Source organism: Myxococcus dinghuensis (assembly GCF_024198235.1).
GTDB lineage: Bacteria > Myxococcota > Myxococcia > Myxococcales > Myxococcaceae > Myxococcus > Myxococcus dinghuensis.
The window spans coordinates 161,341-177,849 of the sequence record NZ_JAKCFB010000008.1; the positions used below are offsets into that span (position 1 = coordinate 161,341).

The 16,509-nt window shown below is 69.5% G+C and carries 9 protein-coding genes; 3 read left to right on the forward strand and 6 right to left on the reverse strand.

Annotation, left to right across the window (positions count from 1 at the left end; translation table 11 throughout):
* From hpt to LZ198_RS14155, 3 genes are all read left to right on the forward strand, one after another.
* A complete protein-coding gene (gene hpt, locus LZ198_RS14145) occupies positions 1 to 534 on the forward strand; it encodes a hypoxanthine phosphoribosyltransferase (protein WP_253972475.1) in 534 nt (177 codons plus the stop codon).
* Positions 535 to 785: 251 nt separating this feature from the next.
* Positions 786 to 1,628 carry an aquaporin Z gene (gene aqpZ / locus LZ198_RS14150; protein WP_323382562.1) on the forward strand — a complete coding sequence of 281 codons (843 nt, stop codon included), beginning with the start codon at positions 786 to 788 and terminating at the stop codon, positions 1,626 to 1,628.
* 354 nt (positions 1,629 to 1,982) lie between these two features.
* A complete protein-coding gene (locus LZ198_RS14155; RefSeq protein ID WP_253972476.1) occupies positions 1,983 to 2,615 on the forward strand; it encodes a LysE family translocator in 633 nt (210 codons plus the stop codon).
* A gap of 65 nt (positions 2,616 to 2,680) precedes the next feature.
* On the opposite strand, the gene LZ198_RS14160 is transcribed toward LZ198_RS14155, so the two are convergent.
* The 6 genes from LZ198_RS14160 to LZ198_RS14185 form a co-directional block, all read right to left on the reverse strand.
* Positions 2,681 to 4,081, reverse strand: a complete 1,401-nt coding sequence (locus LZ198_RS14160; RefSeq protein ID WP_253972477.1) for a hypothetical protein — start codon at positions 4,079 to 4,081, stop codon at positions 2,681 to 2,683.
* A gap of 106 nt (positions 4,082 to 4,187) precedes the next feature.
* The gene (locus LZ198_RS14165) at positions 4,188 to 10,229 is read right to left on the reverse strand and encodes an RHS repeat-associated core domain-containing protein (protein ID WP_253972478.1); all 6,042 of its coding nucleotides are present in this window, start codon (positions 10,227 to 10,229) and stop codon (positions 4,188 to 4,190) included.
* A gap of 246 nt (positions 10,230 to 10,475) precedes the next feature.
* The gene (locus tag LZ198_RS14170; protein ID WP_253972479.1) at positions 10,476 to 11,141 is read right to left on the reverse strand and encodes a site-2 protease family protein; all 666 of its coding nucleotides are present in this window, start codon (positions 11,139 to 11,141) and stop codon (positions 10,476 to 10,478) included.
* A 290-nt stretch (positions 11,142 to 11,431) separates the two neighbouring features.
* Positions 11,432 to 12,442, reverse strand: coding sequence for a ribonucleotide-diphosphate reductase subunit beta (locus LZ198_RS14175; RefSeq protein ID WP_253972572.1), 1,011 nt, complete (start codon positions 12,440 to 12,442; stop codon positions 11,432 to 11,434).
* A gap of 176 nt (positions 12,443 to 12,618) precedes the next feature.
* Complete coding sequence (locus tag LZ198_RS14180) at positions 12,619 to 15,126, reverse strand: ribonucleoside-diphosphate reductase subunit alpha (protein WP_253972480.1); 2,508 nt, start codon at positions 15,124 to 15,126, stop codon at positions 12,619 to 12,621.
* A gap of 474 nt (positions 15,127 to 15,600) precedes the next feature.
* Complete coding sequence (locus tag LZ198_RS14185) at positions 15,601 to 16,413, reverse strand: IF-2 protein (protein ID WP_253972481.1); 813 nt, start codon at positions 16,411 to 16,413, stop codon at positions 15,601 to 15,603.
* Positions 16,414 to 16,509: the final 96 nt, after the last annotated feature.

Consider the following 16,509-nt stretch of genomic DNA (forward strand, 5'->3'; position numbering starts at 1 on the left):
TTGGCGTTCTACGATCAGGAAGTCGGCGTCCTCATTTCCGAGGAGAAGCTGCAGGCGCGCGTGCGGGAGCTGGGCGCGCAGATCACGCGGGACTACGCGGGCAAGGAGCTGACGCTCGTCTGCGTGTTGAAGGGTTCGACGTTCTTCGCCATGGACCTGGCGCGGGCCATCGACCTGCCGCTCACCCTGGAGTTCCTGGGGGTGTCCAGCTACCAGGGTGGCACGGAGACGACGGGCGAGGTGCGCATCACCACCGACGTCAGCAAGCCGATGGCGGGCAAGCACCTGCTCATCATCGAGGACATCATCGACACGGGGCTCACCATGAGCTTCCTGCTGGAGAACCTGAAGGCCCGGCACCCCGCGTCGCTGAAGCTGTGCTCGCTGCTGGAGAAGCCGGCGCGCGCGCGGACGAAGATCGACATCGACTACAAGGGCTTCGTCATCGACGACCACTTCGTCGTCGGCTACGGGCTCGACTACAGCGAGAAGCTGCGCAACATCCCGTTCATCGGGGTGATGAAGGGCAAGTAACCGCGCTCGCGTGCGTTCGCGCCGGCCTCCGGGAGGGGGCCCGCTCCGCCGTCCGGGGTGGGCTTCGCGAGGGAGGGCGGCGCTTCGAGCGCTGCGAGCGGGCTCGTGCCCTCCGGCCATGGGGCGGAGGGTCGGGTTGTCGTCGTCGCGGGCATGCGCAGCGTCCCGGGTGGGACTGCTTCGTGTCGCGAGGCAACGGCCGCGGGGAGTGGACGCGCGACCAGTCGCCACGTGGCGAGAGAGGGTTGCGCATGCGTTCGACGAATCCAGAGTTGAAACCCCGGGGCAAGGCCGCCGTGGCCGGCGGCGATGACGCGATGAAGAAGTACGCCGCGGAGTTCGTGGGCACGTTCGTCCTGGTGCTCGGTGGCGTGGGAGCGGCGGTGCTGGCGGGAGACCGCATCGGCTTCCTGGGCATATCGCTCGCGTTCGGCCTGTCGCTGCTGGCCATGGTGTACGTCATCGGGCCCATCTCCGGCTGCCACGTGAACCCGGCCGTGACGCTCGGGTTGTTGCTGACGGGGAAGATGGAGTCGAAGCACGCTCCCGGCTACATGCTCGCCCAGTGTCTGGGGGCCATCGTCGGGGCGGGGGTGGTGCTGCTCATCGCGAAGGGCGGGCCCGGGGGCTATCAGGCCACCATCAGCGGGCTGGCCTCCAACGGCTACGGCGCCGCGTCGCCGGAGGGGTTCAACGCGGGCGCGGCCTTCCTCACGGAGGTGGCGCTCACCTTCCTGCTGGTGCTGACGGTGCTGGGGGCGACGGACGCGCGCGCGCCGGTGGGCTTCGCGGGGCTGGCCATCGGACTGGTGCTGGCGCTCATCCACCTGGTCGGCATCCCGGTGACGAACACGTCGGTGAACCCGGCGCGCAGCCTGGGCCCGGCGCTCTTCGCGGGGGGCACGGCCCTGCGCCAGTTGTGGCTGTTCATCGTCGCGCCGCTCCTGGGAGGCGCCTTCGCGGCGGCCGTCTACCGCACGCTGTTCCGCCCGGCGGTGGAGATCAGCGCCCGGACGGCCGAGCGTTCGTTGGAGCCTCAGCGCGCGGAGCGCATCGTGTCGGACCGCGAGACGCGGCCCCGCACGCCGGTGTGAGCCGGGGCGCGGAAGTCCAGTCGCGTCGAGAGGAACAGGCGGGGTCGCGTCGTCGCGCGGCCCCGCTTCTTCGTGCGGGACGGGGCACGGAGATGGTGAGCCGGAGCGGCCGTGCTCGGGCAGACCGCGTCGCAGGGGGACGGGCACTCACGGGCGCTCCGGCGCTCGTCCCGTGGACGCCTCGAGGGGACTGGCGCCGGTCTGTCGGTGTCGGGCGAGTCGGACTGCGCCACGGAGTCTTTCGTCCGGTGGTGTGTTCCGCCTCGGGGCCTTGGGGCATATCGTGCGAGCGCGGGAGCGTGGGGCCGTGCCACGTTCCGCTCCTCGCTCCGGGACGACGGGGTGGAGCCTTCCATGCTTTTCGACCCGACGCGCCTCGTGGCCTTCCTCCTCGCGGGCATCGCCCTCAACCTCACGCCGGGGCCCGACACGATGTACGTGCTGGCGCGCAGCGTGGGCCAGGGCAGGGGCGCGGGGTTCGTCTCCGCGCTGGGAATCTCCGTGGGCTGCCTGTTCCACATCGCCGCGGCGACGCTGGGGCTGTCGGCGCTGCTGGCCACGTCCGCCGCGGCCTTCACGGTGGTGAAGTGGGTGGGCGCGCTCTATCTCGTGTGGCTGGGCGTGCAGATGCTGCGCAGCAAGTCGGGGCCGGAGCTGGCCCGCGACGTGGCGCCCGCGAGCCTGTGGCGCATCTTCCGCGACGGCGTCGTCACCAACGTGCTGAACCCGAAGGTGGCCCTGTTCTTCCTCGCCTTCCTGCCGCAGTTCGTGGACCCGACGCGGGGCTCCACGGGGCTCCAGTTCGTGGTGCTCGGGCTCCTGTTCGACCTGACGGGGACGGCGTGGCTCGCCTTCATCGCGGGCGTGGCGGGAGCCTTCGGCGCGTGGCTGCGCCGCAACCCGCGCTTCGCCGCGTGGCAGCAGCGGGTGACGGGCGGAGTCTTCGTCGCGCTGGGGGCGCGGCTGGCCCTCCAGGAGCGGCCTTGAGCTGAGGACGGGGCAACGCCGTGACGGCGTCACCCCGGCCTCGCCGGAGTGGAGCGGTGGCCCCCTCAGCGGCAGGGGCTCTGGATGTCCGTGATGCTCACCAGGTTGATGGTGACCGACGCGGAGCGCTCCGTCATGGGGCCGTGCCAGACAATCTGGTGATGGCCGTTGCCCGTCCCGGAGGGGTTGGCGAATGACGCGAAGCTGCGGCTCAGCTTCTCCGTGAACGTCACGCTGGGGTTGGAGGCGACCTGGGTGGCGGTGAAGCGCCACGCGGCCACGGTCTCCACGGTGAACGACGCGCCGGCGAGCGAGGTGAGGTTCTTGACCCTGCCGCCGTAGCCGCCCTCGAACATCATGGACCACCAGCGACCGAAGTCACCCGGCGGGTCGTTGATGGGGTTCCAGGTGTCGCGCTGGTGGTAGTACCAGGTCGCGCGTCCGGAGCCGACCGCGCTCCGGTTCGACAGGCCCCAGCCCTCGATGGAGCGGGGGACCGGGCCATGCGACGCGGACCAGTAGTTGGGCGTGCAGCTCCCTTCCTGGACGTATTTCACATACAGGGGGAGGGAGACCTGCGCTCCGAGGCCCGGGCCATTCGTGGTCCCCGGGCTGTTGGCGATGAGCTGCACACCCCGGTTGTTGGTGCACTCGGTCTGGAACTCGTACTGCCAGCACCCCTTGGCGTTGTTGATGTTCAACATCCGCGAGCCGGGATCGAACGTCGCCTCCTGGACCCGGATGACGACGTAGTCGGGGCTCGACTTCCCATTCTCCCGGTAGACATAGAACGAGCTGGTGAAGCTCGCCTCCACGCTCTGCCGCTTCCCGCTGGCGGAGGTCCAGTGGGAGTTGGTCAGGTCGTACGGGAAGCTCCGCGACAGGGTGGAGATGCCGAACATGACGCCCGATGGGGGAATCAGCCCCGGGCCGCCCACCGAGCGCGTGGACTGGCGGCGATGTGTCTCGAGCACGCGCGCCCAATCACGCGCGAGTGGGGTGTCCTCCGTCTGGGCGGGTTGCCGCGCGCCATCCGCGCTCCGCGCCGCCGGGTCCAGGTCACCGCCGGAATGCGGTGCGGCCGCCGGTTCCTCGGTGACCGCGCCGCCCAGCGCGGTGATGATGTGATGGGCGGGCGTGTTGTTCGTCGTATCGCGGCTGACCAGCAGCGCCTGGGCACCGTCTTCGACCTGGAGGGAGACCAGCCCGGAGAGCGCCGCATGCGCCGGGGCGTCGGGGCGGTTGAGCACCAGGGTCTTCCCCGCGTCGAGCGCCGCCCGGAGGAGCGCGCCGTACTGGTCCGGTTTCGACGTCGCGCAATCGACCCAGAGCACCTCCGCTTGCTCAAGGCCGTCCTTGCCGTTCTTGGTGGTGAGCTCCCCCACCTGTCGCAGCACGGGGAGGTCCTCGCCCGTCGGAGCTCCCGTGTAGAGAATCCTCGGCTTCGCCTCTGTCGTTGACGCCATTTGCGCCTGCCTTCCGTGTCGTTGAACTGCGTCCGGGCCCCCGGCGGTGAGCGCACGGGGACACACGGGTCCACGGGGCCGAGGGCCCCGAAGCCATGCGACTCGCTCACTTCATCCCGGGCAGGAAGAACTGCTCCGCGTGCAGGTAGCTGAGCGTGTAGCCGAGGGACGTTCCGAACGTGCCGCCCAACGTGAGCGTGACGACCTGTCTCATCCCGTCCACGTCGAAGGGCACCGCGTCGAGGCTGCCCGACACGTTGTAGGCCTGCCGCCGGACCCAACTGGGGATCGCCTCGACTTCGTCGATGGAGTTGCTCACCCGGCTGAGCGCGGCCTTGCTCCCGGACGAGACGAGGCTGCCGATGGCGCCTCCCACGCCGCCGAACACCGCCGCGAAGGCGAGGTCCGAGCCCAGGGCCGCGCCCGCGACGGCGTTGCCAATCAACTGGCTGGACACCCCGGACACCACGCCGCCCACGAGGTCGACGCCCGCGCGCAGTCCGATGTTCAGCAGCGTCTTGTTCGCGAGGTTGAGGCCCACCGCCGCCAGCTCGCCCGCGGCGGAGAAGCCGCCGCCGATGGCACCCGCGGCGGCGCCGATGCCCACCTGGGTTCCCCAGTCCCCCCAACTGAACTCCTTGCCGGTGGCGCTCGTGCTGATGTTGTAGGCCAGCCCTCCGAGCCCCGCGCCCACCAACCCGCCCACCGCCACGCCCACGGCGAGGGCCGCGACGCCCTGGAGCCCGGGGACGAACGAGAGCGCGATGCCCCCGGCGATGAGCGCGATGTCCACCGCGTAGGAGACGATCTCCTCCCAGTTCCTGGAGACCCAGTTCGGCAGGGTGTTGGTGAAGAAGTTCTTGATGCTGCCGAACAGGCCGAAGCCCGACGGGTCGATGAGCGTCAGCGGATCATTGAGGACGTAGGCATAGCGATTGAACGCCCCCGGCCGCTCCTCTCCCGCGCCGAGCTGCGTGTCGGCGGTGATGAAGCCCCCGAGCAGCGGGCTGTAGTAGCGCGACGACGCGTGGTAGAGCCCCGTGCTGTCCAGCTCCAACCCCGTGTACTTGTGCCGGAAGTCGTCGGCGCCCGAGCGCAGCCGCGGCGTGCCGAACGGGTCGTAGTCCAGGGCGCTGGCCAACCGTCCCTGCTCGTTGGTCACCAGCGTGGTGCTCCGCGTGTGGTTGACGTGGAAGTAGCGGGTGCCCGGCGTGGGGACTCCGGGAGGACCTCCGGGGGGCGTGCCCGACTCCGCGACGGTGACGGAGGCGACCAGGTGTTCGCCTTCCTGGACGTAGCGGGTGTGCTGGCGCGCGCCGCCCGGGAAGACCACGACCTCGTAGCAGGGCGCGACGTAGTACGTCGTGAGGCCGGGCTCCGCCTTCATCAGGCGTCGGCCGTCCTGGTCATAGGCGAAGCGCACGTCGCCTGCTTGTTGGAGCCGGCGCTCGCCGTCGTAGCTGAACTGGGTGGTGGTGCCCTGGTACTTCAGCTCGACGAGGCTGCCGTTGGCGTCGTAGCGCGCCTGCAGCGCGTCCGGGAGCGCGGGGGAGAAGCCCGCGGTGACCTGATGGCCCGCGCGCTCCATCGTCAGCCCGTCCTTCAGGACGAGACTGCAGGCCGCGTCATACGCGTACTCCTTGAGGCCATGGCCTCCGCCCTGGGCCCGCAGCAACTGGCCCAACGGGTCGTAGGCGAAGTCCTGGTCCAGGGAGGGTTCCAGCCGGTCCTTCACGCCCTCCACCTGCCAGAAGGCGTTCCACTCCACGCTGGTGGCCGACAAGGGGCGCTCGTCGTGCCCACGGATGTCCTGGGTCAGCAGGTGTCCGTCCGCCGTGTACGTCCAGTCCGCCCGGACGCCGTTGCCGTAGTGCGCTACCGCGGGCGCCCCCAGGGCGCTGAAGTCGGACTGGGTGAGGTGCGCCTTCTCGCCCTCGAGGATCTTCGTCAGCCGCGCGACGCTGTCGCGCTGGTAGCGCACCTCGGTTCGGGCCGCGTCGGGATACACGATGCGGGAGACGAGTCGGGTGGGGGTGAACGTCTGCCCCAGCGTGTAGCGCGTCCCGCCCAGCGTCAGCTCGACCGAAGTGGTGTTGCCATCCGGGTCGTGCCCGTAGGCGTACCCGGTTCCATCCGGGAGGCGGACACCCGTCAGCAACCCGCGCGACCAGGGGCTGGTGGCCTCGTCGTAGCGATAGGTCGTGGTCTCCGACCCCACCTGCTTCGACTCCATGCGCCGGAGCGCGTCGAGCTGGAACGTCGTCACGAGCCCGGTGCCATCCGTATGGGTCCACCGCCGGAGGTCGTCCTGGTAGGCGTAGGTCTCCCGCGTGAAGGTCGTGCTGCCCGAGCGGGTGGTGATGGCGACGTGACGGTCCAGCCCGTCGTAGGCGAACGTGGTCTCCACCTTCGGGTCCGTGGCGCTCAGTCGCCGCCCCAGGGCGTCATGGGTGAAGCGCGTGACGTGGCCCTGTCCATCCTCGACCTCCGCGAGGCACTGCGTCTCCCCGTGGAAGCCGTGGGTCAGTGTGCGCGTCCTGGGGGCGCTGGAGGCCGCGCCTTCGGTGATGAGGACGCGATTGGTGCGGGGATACGCATAGGTCGTGACGAGGGGGGCCGTCCCCACGCCCACGGCCTCCCGGCGCACCACGCGCTCGTACTCGTCATGCGTCAGCGCCTGGGCCCGCGTGGGGGTGTCGCCCTGGAAGTAGGGAAGGGTCTGCTCGACGGGCTGGTCGTGCGCGTCGTGCACGGTGTCCTGCTGGATGGCGCGGCCCACCAGGGCGCCGTCCTCCATCCCCTGCGTCGCCGTGCGGGTGACGCGACCGAAGCCATCCAGGTACTCCGTCCGCACCGTCCAGACGTCACGTCCCCACTCCTGGCGCGTCCGGGTCTCGCAGTGGATGCCCGTCGCGTCCTGGCCCCGCCGCAGGAGCACGGTGGGGACGACGCGGTCGCCGTCAGGCCCGGTGCGCTGGGTCTCCACCAGGCGTCCGAGGCCGTCGTGCAGGTGGACCTCCCGGCCGCCACTGGCGTGGGTCTGGGAGGTGAGGGCCCCGAGGGCCGCGTCGTACTCGAACGTGACCTCGAGCGGCCGCTCGTTCGCCTTCGCGGGCAGCTCGCGCTTGCTGGGGAACGTGCGATAGGTCGACTCGAAGTGGGTCGTCACCACGGCCCCGGTCGGGTCCTCCACCCGCGTCCGGTTGCCCCACTCGTCGTAGCGGTAGGTGTAGACCTGCCAGGCCTCTCCCTGGCTCCAGCGTGAGCGGGTCTGGAGGTTCCCGGTGGAGGCGTCGTACGTCAGGCGCTCCCGCTGCAGGGGCTGATGGCCCAGGGGGTCGGCGCTGAGCCGGCGCTCGGTGAGGAGGCCGAAGCGGTGGCGGGCCACGTCGTTCTGGAAGGACTGCCAGGTATAGAGCGGCGCGGTGGGGACGCCGGTGCTGGTCAGGGTGATGGAGATGGCGTTGCCGTAGTCGTCGTACTGGAAGGCCTTCGTCCGCACGCAGTCCGGCGTGTCGGAGGCGGCGAACGTGTAGAGCTTCCGGCGCACCTCCAGGGTCTGGAGCTGGTGGACCCCCGCGCTGGAGGGCGTGGCGTACTCGTACTCGGACCGGGCCATCAGCGCCTGGTCCGAGGCGCGTCGCACCGTCTGGCTGTCCACGGCGTAGGTGCGAGGGAACTCCTGGTGGTAGCGCGTCTCGGTGACGACTCCGGCCGCGCCCGTGTGCGGGTCCGACTTGGTCCACGCCGCGAACCCCAGCCAGCCACGTCCCTGGAGGCTCAGCCGCGCGCCCGCGTAGGTGAGGGCGTGCGTGTAGCGCTGGGTGGACGAGTAGACCTGCGCGTAGCCGGACACGACGTAGCGCGGGTACTGGATGCTGCGGGAGGCGAAGCTCATCCCCACCTCGGGCGACTGGCTGCCCGGGTTCGTGGCCAGGGCATAGGTGGCCCCGGAGAGCTGGTTGTTGAAGAGCGCCTGGGTGTCGACCCCGTCCGTCGACGGTGGCGTGCGCGTGTAGACGGCCGGGTCGGTGAGCGGCTTGTAGGTGAGCTCGAAGCGGCCTCCCAGGCCGTTGGTGAGTGAGGAGACCAGGTCGGGGTAGTCGACCGTCGCCGCCAGCAGGTGGGCCGCGCCGGAGCCGTCCACGTGCAGCAGGTCCGCCTTGCCCGTGCCCGTCAATCCCAGGGCGGTGGTGGACTCTCCCGTCGCGACGAAGGCGGGGAGCTGGGACACCTTCTCGTGGAAGCGGAGCTTGCCGGCCTCGTTGACCAGCACGGCGAGGCGCCGGGACGTGCTCTCACCGTCGCGGCGGTACTCGCCCACGAGGACGAGGTCGTCGCGTCCGCTGCCGGTGACGTCGGCGGGGATGAGCTGGGGGATGGCCGCGCCATAGACGAGGCCCGTGGCGCCCAGGTCCTGGACGACGAAGCCCGTCCCCGTGTTGTGCAGCGCCCTCAAGTGGAGCGTGCCTCCCTGGGTATAGGGATTGAGCAGGTCCACCTGCCCGTCGCCGTTGAGATGGATGGGGATGAGGCTGCCACCCCAGGGGATTCGCGCGTCGGCGGGGAGCAGCGGGGTGCTCTGGGGCTGGAACCCCTCGCGACCGGCGCGGGCCTCGAGCCAGGTCAGCTTCATGAAGCCGTTGTCCTGGGTGGCGTAGACGAGGTCCGTCTTCCCTCGCCCCCGCAGGTCCAGCGGGAGCAGCCGTCCTCCGAACGGCAGCGAGGTCGTCGTCGGCCCGGAGGACGATGGGGCGAAGGCGTTGCCGCTCGAGTACAGGACGGCCAGCTCGAGCATGGAGGCCTTGTTGGTGGCATAGACGAGGTCCGTGCGCCCGTCCCCGTCGACGTCCAAGGAGAGGAGCGTGCCGCCCCAGAGCAGGTGGTCCGGACCGGCGCCGTGCACCGGTCCCTGGCGGACCAGCGTCCATCGTCCCGAGCGCTCGGTGGCCTTGAAGAGCGTCAGCCCCAGCTTGCCTCCGTTGTTCGCCGCGTAGACGAGGTCCATGTGGCCGTCGGCGTCCACGTCGAGCGGATGGAAGGTGCCGCCCCAGGCGAGGGTCGCGCCCTGCAGGTCGACCGCGTGGGGGCCCTCCAGGCCATTCCGGGTGGAGAGATACAGGTCCAGCCGGAGCTGCTGTTGCGTGTGGTAGGCGTGCAGCACGTCGGTGAGGCCGTTGCCGCTCACGTCCATGGAGATTCGCAGCCCTCCCTGCAGCGTCTTGCCGAGCGCTCGGGCCGGCTGGAGCAGCGTGGGGGCGGCGTCCGTCTGACCCTGCCAGGTGAAGGTGGTGGGGGGCAGGGAGGTGTCACGCGCCTGGGTCGAGACGGATTGCAGGAGGGGGCGGCCGGTGGCGTTGCTGGGCAGGTAGGCGAACCGGTAGGTCCGCACGAGGCTGTCGCCGATGAACGTCTGCACCTGCGAGAGCAACCGGGTGATGCGGATGGGGTGCCCGCCGACATAGGTCGTCGTGGCGTTCGGGTGGTCCACGAAGCCGAACTGGACCTGCCGCTTGCGCGCGATGGGGGCGTGGACGTTGTCCGTGTAGTCGATGCGCTTCGGGTAGTGGGCGTTGTTCTGGGCGTCGAGCTCGTACGTCACGGTCATGAAGTTGCCGTGGCGGTCCGTGACGCGGCTGAGGGACCAGAGGCGGATGGCGGGGACCTGGCTCGACGCGGGCACGCGCGAGTCCACCGTCGTGCCGTATTCCCAGACCTCGCCTTCCCGGGTGTGGACCGTGAAGGATTGGGGCCCGTGTCGGGCATCCCAGCCGGAGGGGTAGTTGGGGACGACCTTCCTCCATGATTGGATTTCGGTGTGGTAGACGGCCTGCGGCTGCCCGTAGGCGCCCGAGACGGCCATCAATCGCTGCCCATCCAGGGCGAACCGGTCATCGGAGTCGTAGAGGACGGCGCCGTGGGCTCCGTCCTGCGCCACCGTCCGGCCCACGCGGGTGATGGAGGACAGGCCGCTCAAGCCCCAGCCCACGCCCATCAGGCCGTCACTCCCTCCGCTGTTGTAGGCGATGCCCAGGGAGGGGGCCATGCCCGCGGTGCCGGGGGGCACCTTGAGGTCGAAGGCATACGAGGCGCCCCCGTCCTTGTCGACGTTGAACCGGTCCGTGAGTCTGCCCGCGCTGTCTGCCATTGCGCCTGCTCCCGGCTGGATGAGAACCGCCGCGCACGCCGCGTTTTCGGACGCGGTGTGGACTGTGTGTCGGAACGCGGTCGCGCCAGGGGAGCGTGCGAGCTGGGAGGGATGCCTTGGGAGGGTCGGTCTGAGATGTGATTGACCGCAGGGGCTACTCTTGTTCCTGGACGGATTCGAAGTCGAGCAAAGAATGGAGCGTCGTACCGGAGGCCCTGGTGAGTGTTTGCCACCAACAGCACGGCGTCAGGCGAAGAAGGCCCGTAGGAAGAGGTACGCGACGTACGCGGACCAGCACAGGATGAGGGCGAAGCAGACGAGCGCGAACCGCTGCAGCCGGCTCCCCATCGCCACGCGCCGGTGTCGCCAGGGCAGCCGCAGCACCGTGCCGCCCGCGAGGAAGGGCGCCGGCATCAGGTTGTAGGCGGCCGTCTTCGCGAGGATGCGCCCCCAGACCTCCAGCAGGTCGCCATGCCGGAGCATGGCCACGAGGTGGTCGACGCGTCGGGGCAGCGCCCACAGCTCGATGGGCAGCATGAAGCCGGAGAGGAACTGGTGCAGCCCCTCGCCGAAGCCGAGGCTCACCAACGCGAGGCCGATGATGAGCACCCACGGGACGAGCAGGACGGTGGCGTGCTGGGTCGGTGGGAGGCGCGCCAGGACGCCTTCCTCCACCTGCGCGTCGGGGATGGGCGCCGTGGCGAACTCCACCGTGCCGGTGGTGGAGATGGCGTGGACCTCGTACTCGCATCCGCCCATGCGCCACTTCAGCAGCCTGGGGCCGAAGCCCAACTGGATGCGCGACGCCTTCATCCCGAACAGGCGCGCCACCATCGCCTGGCTCAACACGTAGACGGTGTTGAGCGACAGGGCGAAGAGCCAGAGCCAGAAGAGGAGGACGGGGCGGGGCATGGCGCGACCCGCAGGCATAGCACGGCTGCCCATGGGCCCTCTTGCTCGCCCGGGGAGCGCCCGCAACCGCGTCAGGGCCGACCCAGCGGATGAAGAGTGTCTGGATGCGGAAGTAGATGACGTCGGCCCACCACGAGGCCTCCGTGGCGGAATGACGGGCTGCGTCTTCGTGAGGGGGGCCCTGGTGTCGCCACGGAGTCGTGACGAGCGGTGCTTCCGGTGGGCCTCGAGGGAGGAGGGCTCCCGAGGCGCGAGCGGGGCGGACCCGTGGGCCCGCCCCGGTGTGGCCGTCAGAACGTGGCGTCGAGCACCACGTCGTTGGCCGCGCCCACTCCCACGGCGACCTGGTAGGCGGACACGCGGCGCTCGAAGAAGTTGGTGAGCTCCTGCACGTCCTGCAGGTCCATGAAGGACAGCGGGTTCTTGGTGCGGAAGACGGGGGCGATGCCCAGCATCTGCAGGCGCTGGTCCGCGACGTACTCCAGGTAGCCGCGCATCTCCTGCACGGAGAGGCCGGCCACGCCGCCGCTCAGCAGGTCCTGGGCGAACTGCGTCTCGCACTCCACCGCCTCGCGCAGCATGGCCTCCACGTCGCGCTCCATCTTCGCGTCGAAGAGCTCCGGCTCCTCCTTGCGCGCCACCTGGATGCACTCGAACGCGAACGCCATGTGGGCGCTCTCGTCGCGGAACACCCAGTTCGTCCCGGCGGCGAGCCCGTTGAGCAGCCCCTTGCTGCGCAGGAAGTAGACGTAGGCGAACGCGGCGAAGAAGAAGAGCCCCTCGATGCAGCCCGCGAAGCAGATGAGGTTGAGGAGGAAGCGCTGCCGGTGCTCCTTCGACTGGATGACATCCACGTCGTTGATGCTGTCCATCCACTTCATGCAGAAGCGCGCCTTGCGCTGGATGGAGGGGATGTTGTCGATGGCGGCGAACGCCTTGGCGCGCTCGGCCGGGTCCGGCACGTACGTGTCCAGCAGCGTCAGGTAGAACTGGACGTGCAGCGCCTCCTCGAAGAGCTGGCGCGACAGGTACATGCGCGCCTCGGGGGCGTTGATGTGCTTGTAGAGGTTCAGCACCAGGTTGTTGCCGACGATGCTGTCACCCGTGGCGAAGAACGCCACCAGCCGGTGGATGAGGTGGCGCTCCGCGTCCGTCATCTTCGAGCGGAGGTCCACCAGGTCCGTGGAGAAGTCGACCTCCTCCACCGTCCAGGTGTTCTTGATGGCGTTCCGATACATCTCGAAGAACACCGGATACGCCATCGGGCGCAGCGTCAGGTTCAATCCAGGGTCGAGCAGCATGGCGGCGATCAATACCACGCTGACCGGAAGCACGAACAAGCCCCTGGGCTCGACCGCTCGCCTGTGGAACTGCACGTGCTCAACAGTTCCTTCTCATGACGACACGGCCGGTGAGCGCGTGTTTCCACACGCTCGCCGGCCGCGAGGAACCGCAGTCTCGAAACGTCAGCGGGCTGCTACTGGCAGGCCTCGCACGCCTCGGGGTTCTCCAGCGAGCACGCCACCGCTTCGGCGTCCGTCACCTTCGAGGCCTGCGCCACCGGCGCCGGCGCGGCGACCTGGGCGGTGGTGGTGGTGCTCGACGAGCCCACCGTGGCCTTGGCGATGCGCGTGGCCGGGCGCGAGCGCAGGTAGTAGGTCGTCTTCAGCCCCTTCTGCCACGCGTAGAAGTACATCGAGGAGAGCTTGCCGATGTTCGGCGTCTCCACGAAGAGGTTGAGCGACTGGCTCTGGTCGATGAAGGCGCCGCGGTCCGCCGCCATGTCCAGCAGCGAGCGCATGGGCAGCTCCCACGCGGTGCGGTAGATGGCGCGCAGGTCGGCGGGCAGCTCGGTGAGGTCCTGGATGCTGCCCTCGGCGAGCTTGATGCGGTTGCGCACGCCCTCGTTCCACATGCCCAACTGCTGCAGGTCGCGCACCAGGTAGCGGTTCACCTGGAGGAAGTCACCCGACAGCGTCTCGCGCTTGAAGAGGTTGGAGACCTGCGGCTCGATGCACTCGTAGCACCCGGCGATGGAGGCGATGGTCGCCGTGGGCGCGATGGCGATCATCAGCGAGTTGCGCAGGCCGTGCTTCATGATGCGCGCGCGCAGCGCGTCCCAGCGGGCCACGTCGGTGGGCTTGATGCCCCAGCTGTCGAACTGCAGCTCGCCCTTCGCCGCCCGCGTCTCCGGGAAGGACAGGTGGGGGCCGGACTGCTCGGCCAGCTCGCACGAGGTGGACAGCGCCGCGTAGTAGATCTCCTCCGAGATGCGCCTGGACAGCTCGCGGGCCTCGGGGGCGTCGAACGGCAGGCGCAGTTGGAAGAACACGTCCTGCAGGCCCATCAGGCCCAGGCCCACCGGGCGCCAGCGGCGGTTGGAGTCCGCGGCGGCGGGGATGGGGTAGTAGTTGAGGTCGATGACGCGGTCGAGCTGCTTGAGCGCCAGGTGCGCGTTGGCGCGCAGCCGCTCGAAGTCGAACTTCCCGTCCACCACCATGCGGCCCAGGTTGAGCGAGCCCAGGTTGCACACCGCCGTCTCACCCTGGCTCGTCACCTCCAGGATTTCGGTGCACAGGTTGGACAGGTGGATGACGTTGCCGGGCTGGCCCGTCTGGTTGCTCTTGCGGTTGCTGATGTCCTTGAAGGTCATCCAGCCGTTGCCCGTCTGCGCCAGCGTCTTCATCATCCGCGCGTACAGGTCGCGCGCCTTCACCTTGCGCATGGCCAGGCCCGCGGCCTCGGCCTCGGCGTAGGCCTTGTCGAAGGCCTCGCCGTACAGGTCCGTCAGGTGCGGCACCACCTTGGGGTCGAACAGGCTCCAGTCGCCCTCCGACTCCACGCGCTTCATGAACAGGTCCGGCACCCAGTTGGCCAGGTTCAGGTTGTGGGTGCGGCGGGCGTCGTCACCGGTGTTGTCGCGCAGCTCGAGGAAGTCCTCGATGTCCGCGTGCCACGTCTCCAGGTACACGCAGCACGCGCCCTTGCGCTTGCCGCCCTGGTTCACCGCGGCGACGGAGGCGTCCAGCGTCTTCAGCCAGGGGACGATGCCGTTGGAGTGGCCGTTGGTGGAGCGGATGAGCGAGCCGCGCGCGCGCACGCGGTGGTAGCCCACGCCGATGCCGCCGGAGAACTTCGACAGCATCGCGATGTCGGAGTACTTCCGGTAGATGGCGTCCAACTCGTCGGTGGGCGAGTCCAGCAGGAAGCAGCTCGAGAGCTGCTCGTGGCGCGTGCCGGAGTTGAAGAGGGTGGGGGAGCTGGGCAGGTACTCCAGCGAGCTGAACAGGCGGTACAGCTCGATGGCCTCGCGCGCGTTGTCACCGCTGAGCGCGCACGCCACGCGCAGGAAGAACTCCTGCGGCGTCTCCAGCACCTCGCGCGTCTGCGGGTTCTTCAGGAGGTAGCGGTCGTAGACGGTGCGCAGGCCGAAGTACTCGAACAGGTCGTTGCGCGACGGGTCGATGGCGGCGTTGAGCTTGCGCGCGTTGGCCTGCACGAACTGCAGCAGCCGGTCCGCGATGAGGCCGTGCTTGTGGCCCGCCGCGATGGACTGGCTGAACGAGTGGATGTCCTGGTTGCTGACCTCCTTCTGGATGAAGGTGGCCAGCAGGCGCGCGGACAGGCGCGCGTACTCGGGCTCCTCGACGATGAGGGCCGCGGCGGTCTGGATGGACAGGCTGTCCAACTCGCGCGTGGTGGCGCCGTCGTAGAGGCCGGAGATGGTCTTCGTGGCCACGCGCATGACGTCCACGCGCGACAGGCCCACGCAGCTCTTGCCCACCGCCCGGACGATCTTGTTCAGGTCCACCGGCTCCGCGGTGCCGTTGCGCTTGCGCACCCGCATCGTCGTGGGGGCGAACTCACTCGAGGTGGCCTCGGGGGCTACCGGCGTCACGCTCGCGGCCGGCACGGGGTGGCCGTTGGTGGCGGGCGGGACAGGCATCGGCGCGGACGACGGCTTCACGGGCGTCTCGAAGTTCACGAGCGGCTCACTCCAAACGGAAAGGCGGAACGGAAAAGGCGATGACGTGACCACGCGGGCAGACGACCAGCCTGCCCAGGGAGGGGGCTCCCAGGCCACGAAATTGTGACTGTACGGATGTGTAGTGAAAGGGCCCGAGACGACCGCCACGGGCCTACGGTCTAGGGGAGACCGGAGGGCTCAGGTGACATGTGGGGCGAACCGCTGTGTGTAGAGATGCCACAACCCCTCCCTGAGCCCTGGGTGATGACACCGCCTTTGGTGGGGCGCCATCGACCGGGCACAAGGTATGGGGGGGGTGGCCCAGTGTCAACGCGAGATCTAGTGCTCGGGTAGGTCCGGCCCTTGCAATCTATGATCGATCTCCAACAGCCTTCGTCACGTTTGGCTCACAACACTGGGTGCGTCAGCCGGCGACGCGATGTACGAGCCACGTGGAATCCAACCTGGGAGGAACCATGCGGCGCGTCCTGCTCAGGGAGTCGTCCCGGAGTCCGCGTCATTTTCCACGGGCGGGGTGGGTTGGGTGGCCGCGGGTGACCCCTCCGGCCCGGTCGGGGTGGGTGCGGGTGGGGGCGTCTGCTGGGGAGGAGGTGTTTCACCCTGCGTGTTCTGGGGGCCGCTCAGCGTATGGACGGCGCGGCGGAGGGCTTCCTCCAGGTCACGGGCGGGGGGGCCCACGGCGGTGAGCATCTGGTGCGCGCTGCGCGCGTGGCGGCTCTGGCTCTCCGCGGCGAGCTTGAGCTGGGCGAGGGCGTCGCTGACGAGGCGCCGGGCATCCTCGAGCTTCTGGCGGGCCTGGAAGTAGGCCACCTCGGTGAGGAGCTTCTGGAGGGTGAGGCGCTGCTCCTCGGTGATGCCGCCCAGCTTCTCCGCGCGCCGCAGGTAGTACAGGCCCTGTTCGACGCGGGGGGGCTCCTCGGAGGCGATGCGCGGCCGGGCGAGCGACTCCAGGAGGGGGAACAGGGCGCGGTCCAGCTCGTCGCGCTCGGTGAACTTCTGCATCAACAGGAGGGTGACGTCCTGGCCCTCGAGGGGGATGGGGGCGTAGGCGTCCGCCATCCGCGGGTCACCGGGCCGGTAGGGGAGGGCGCCGGCGGGGGCCATGCGGCCCTTCATGACGACCAGTTGTCCGTCGAGGGCGGCCAGGGTGAAGGTCCGGGCGTTGAGCTGGGAGAGGAGGACGACGACGCTGCCCCCCAGGCCCAGGATGAGGCAGAAGACCAGCAGCCGCGTGAAGGTGCGCCGCGCCCGGTATCCGAAGCCCTGTCGTGGTGTCTCGTTCATGTGTTGCCTGCTCTCCTGACGTCCGGGCGCCATCCGGAAGCGGATGGCGGCGCTTTCCTTGGGGCGCGGAGGCCCACGGCTATACTCCCACCCCCG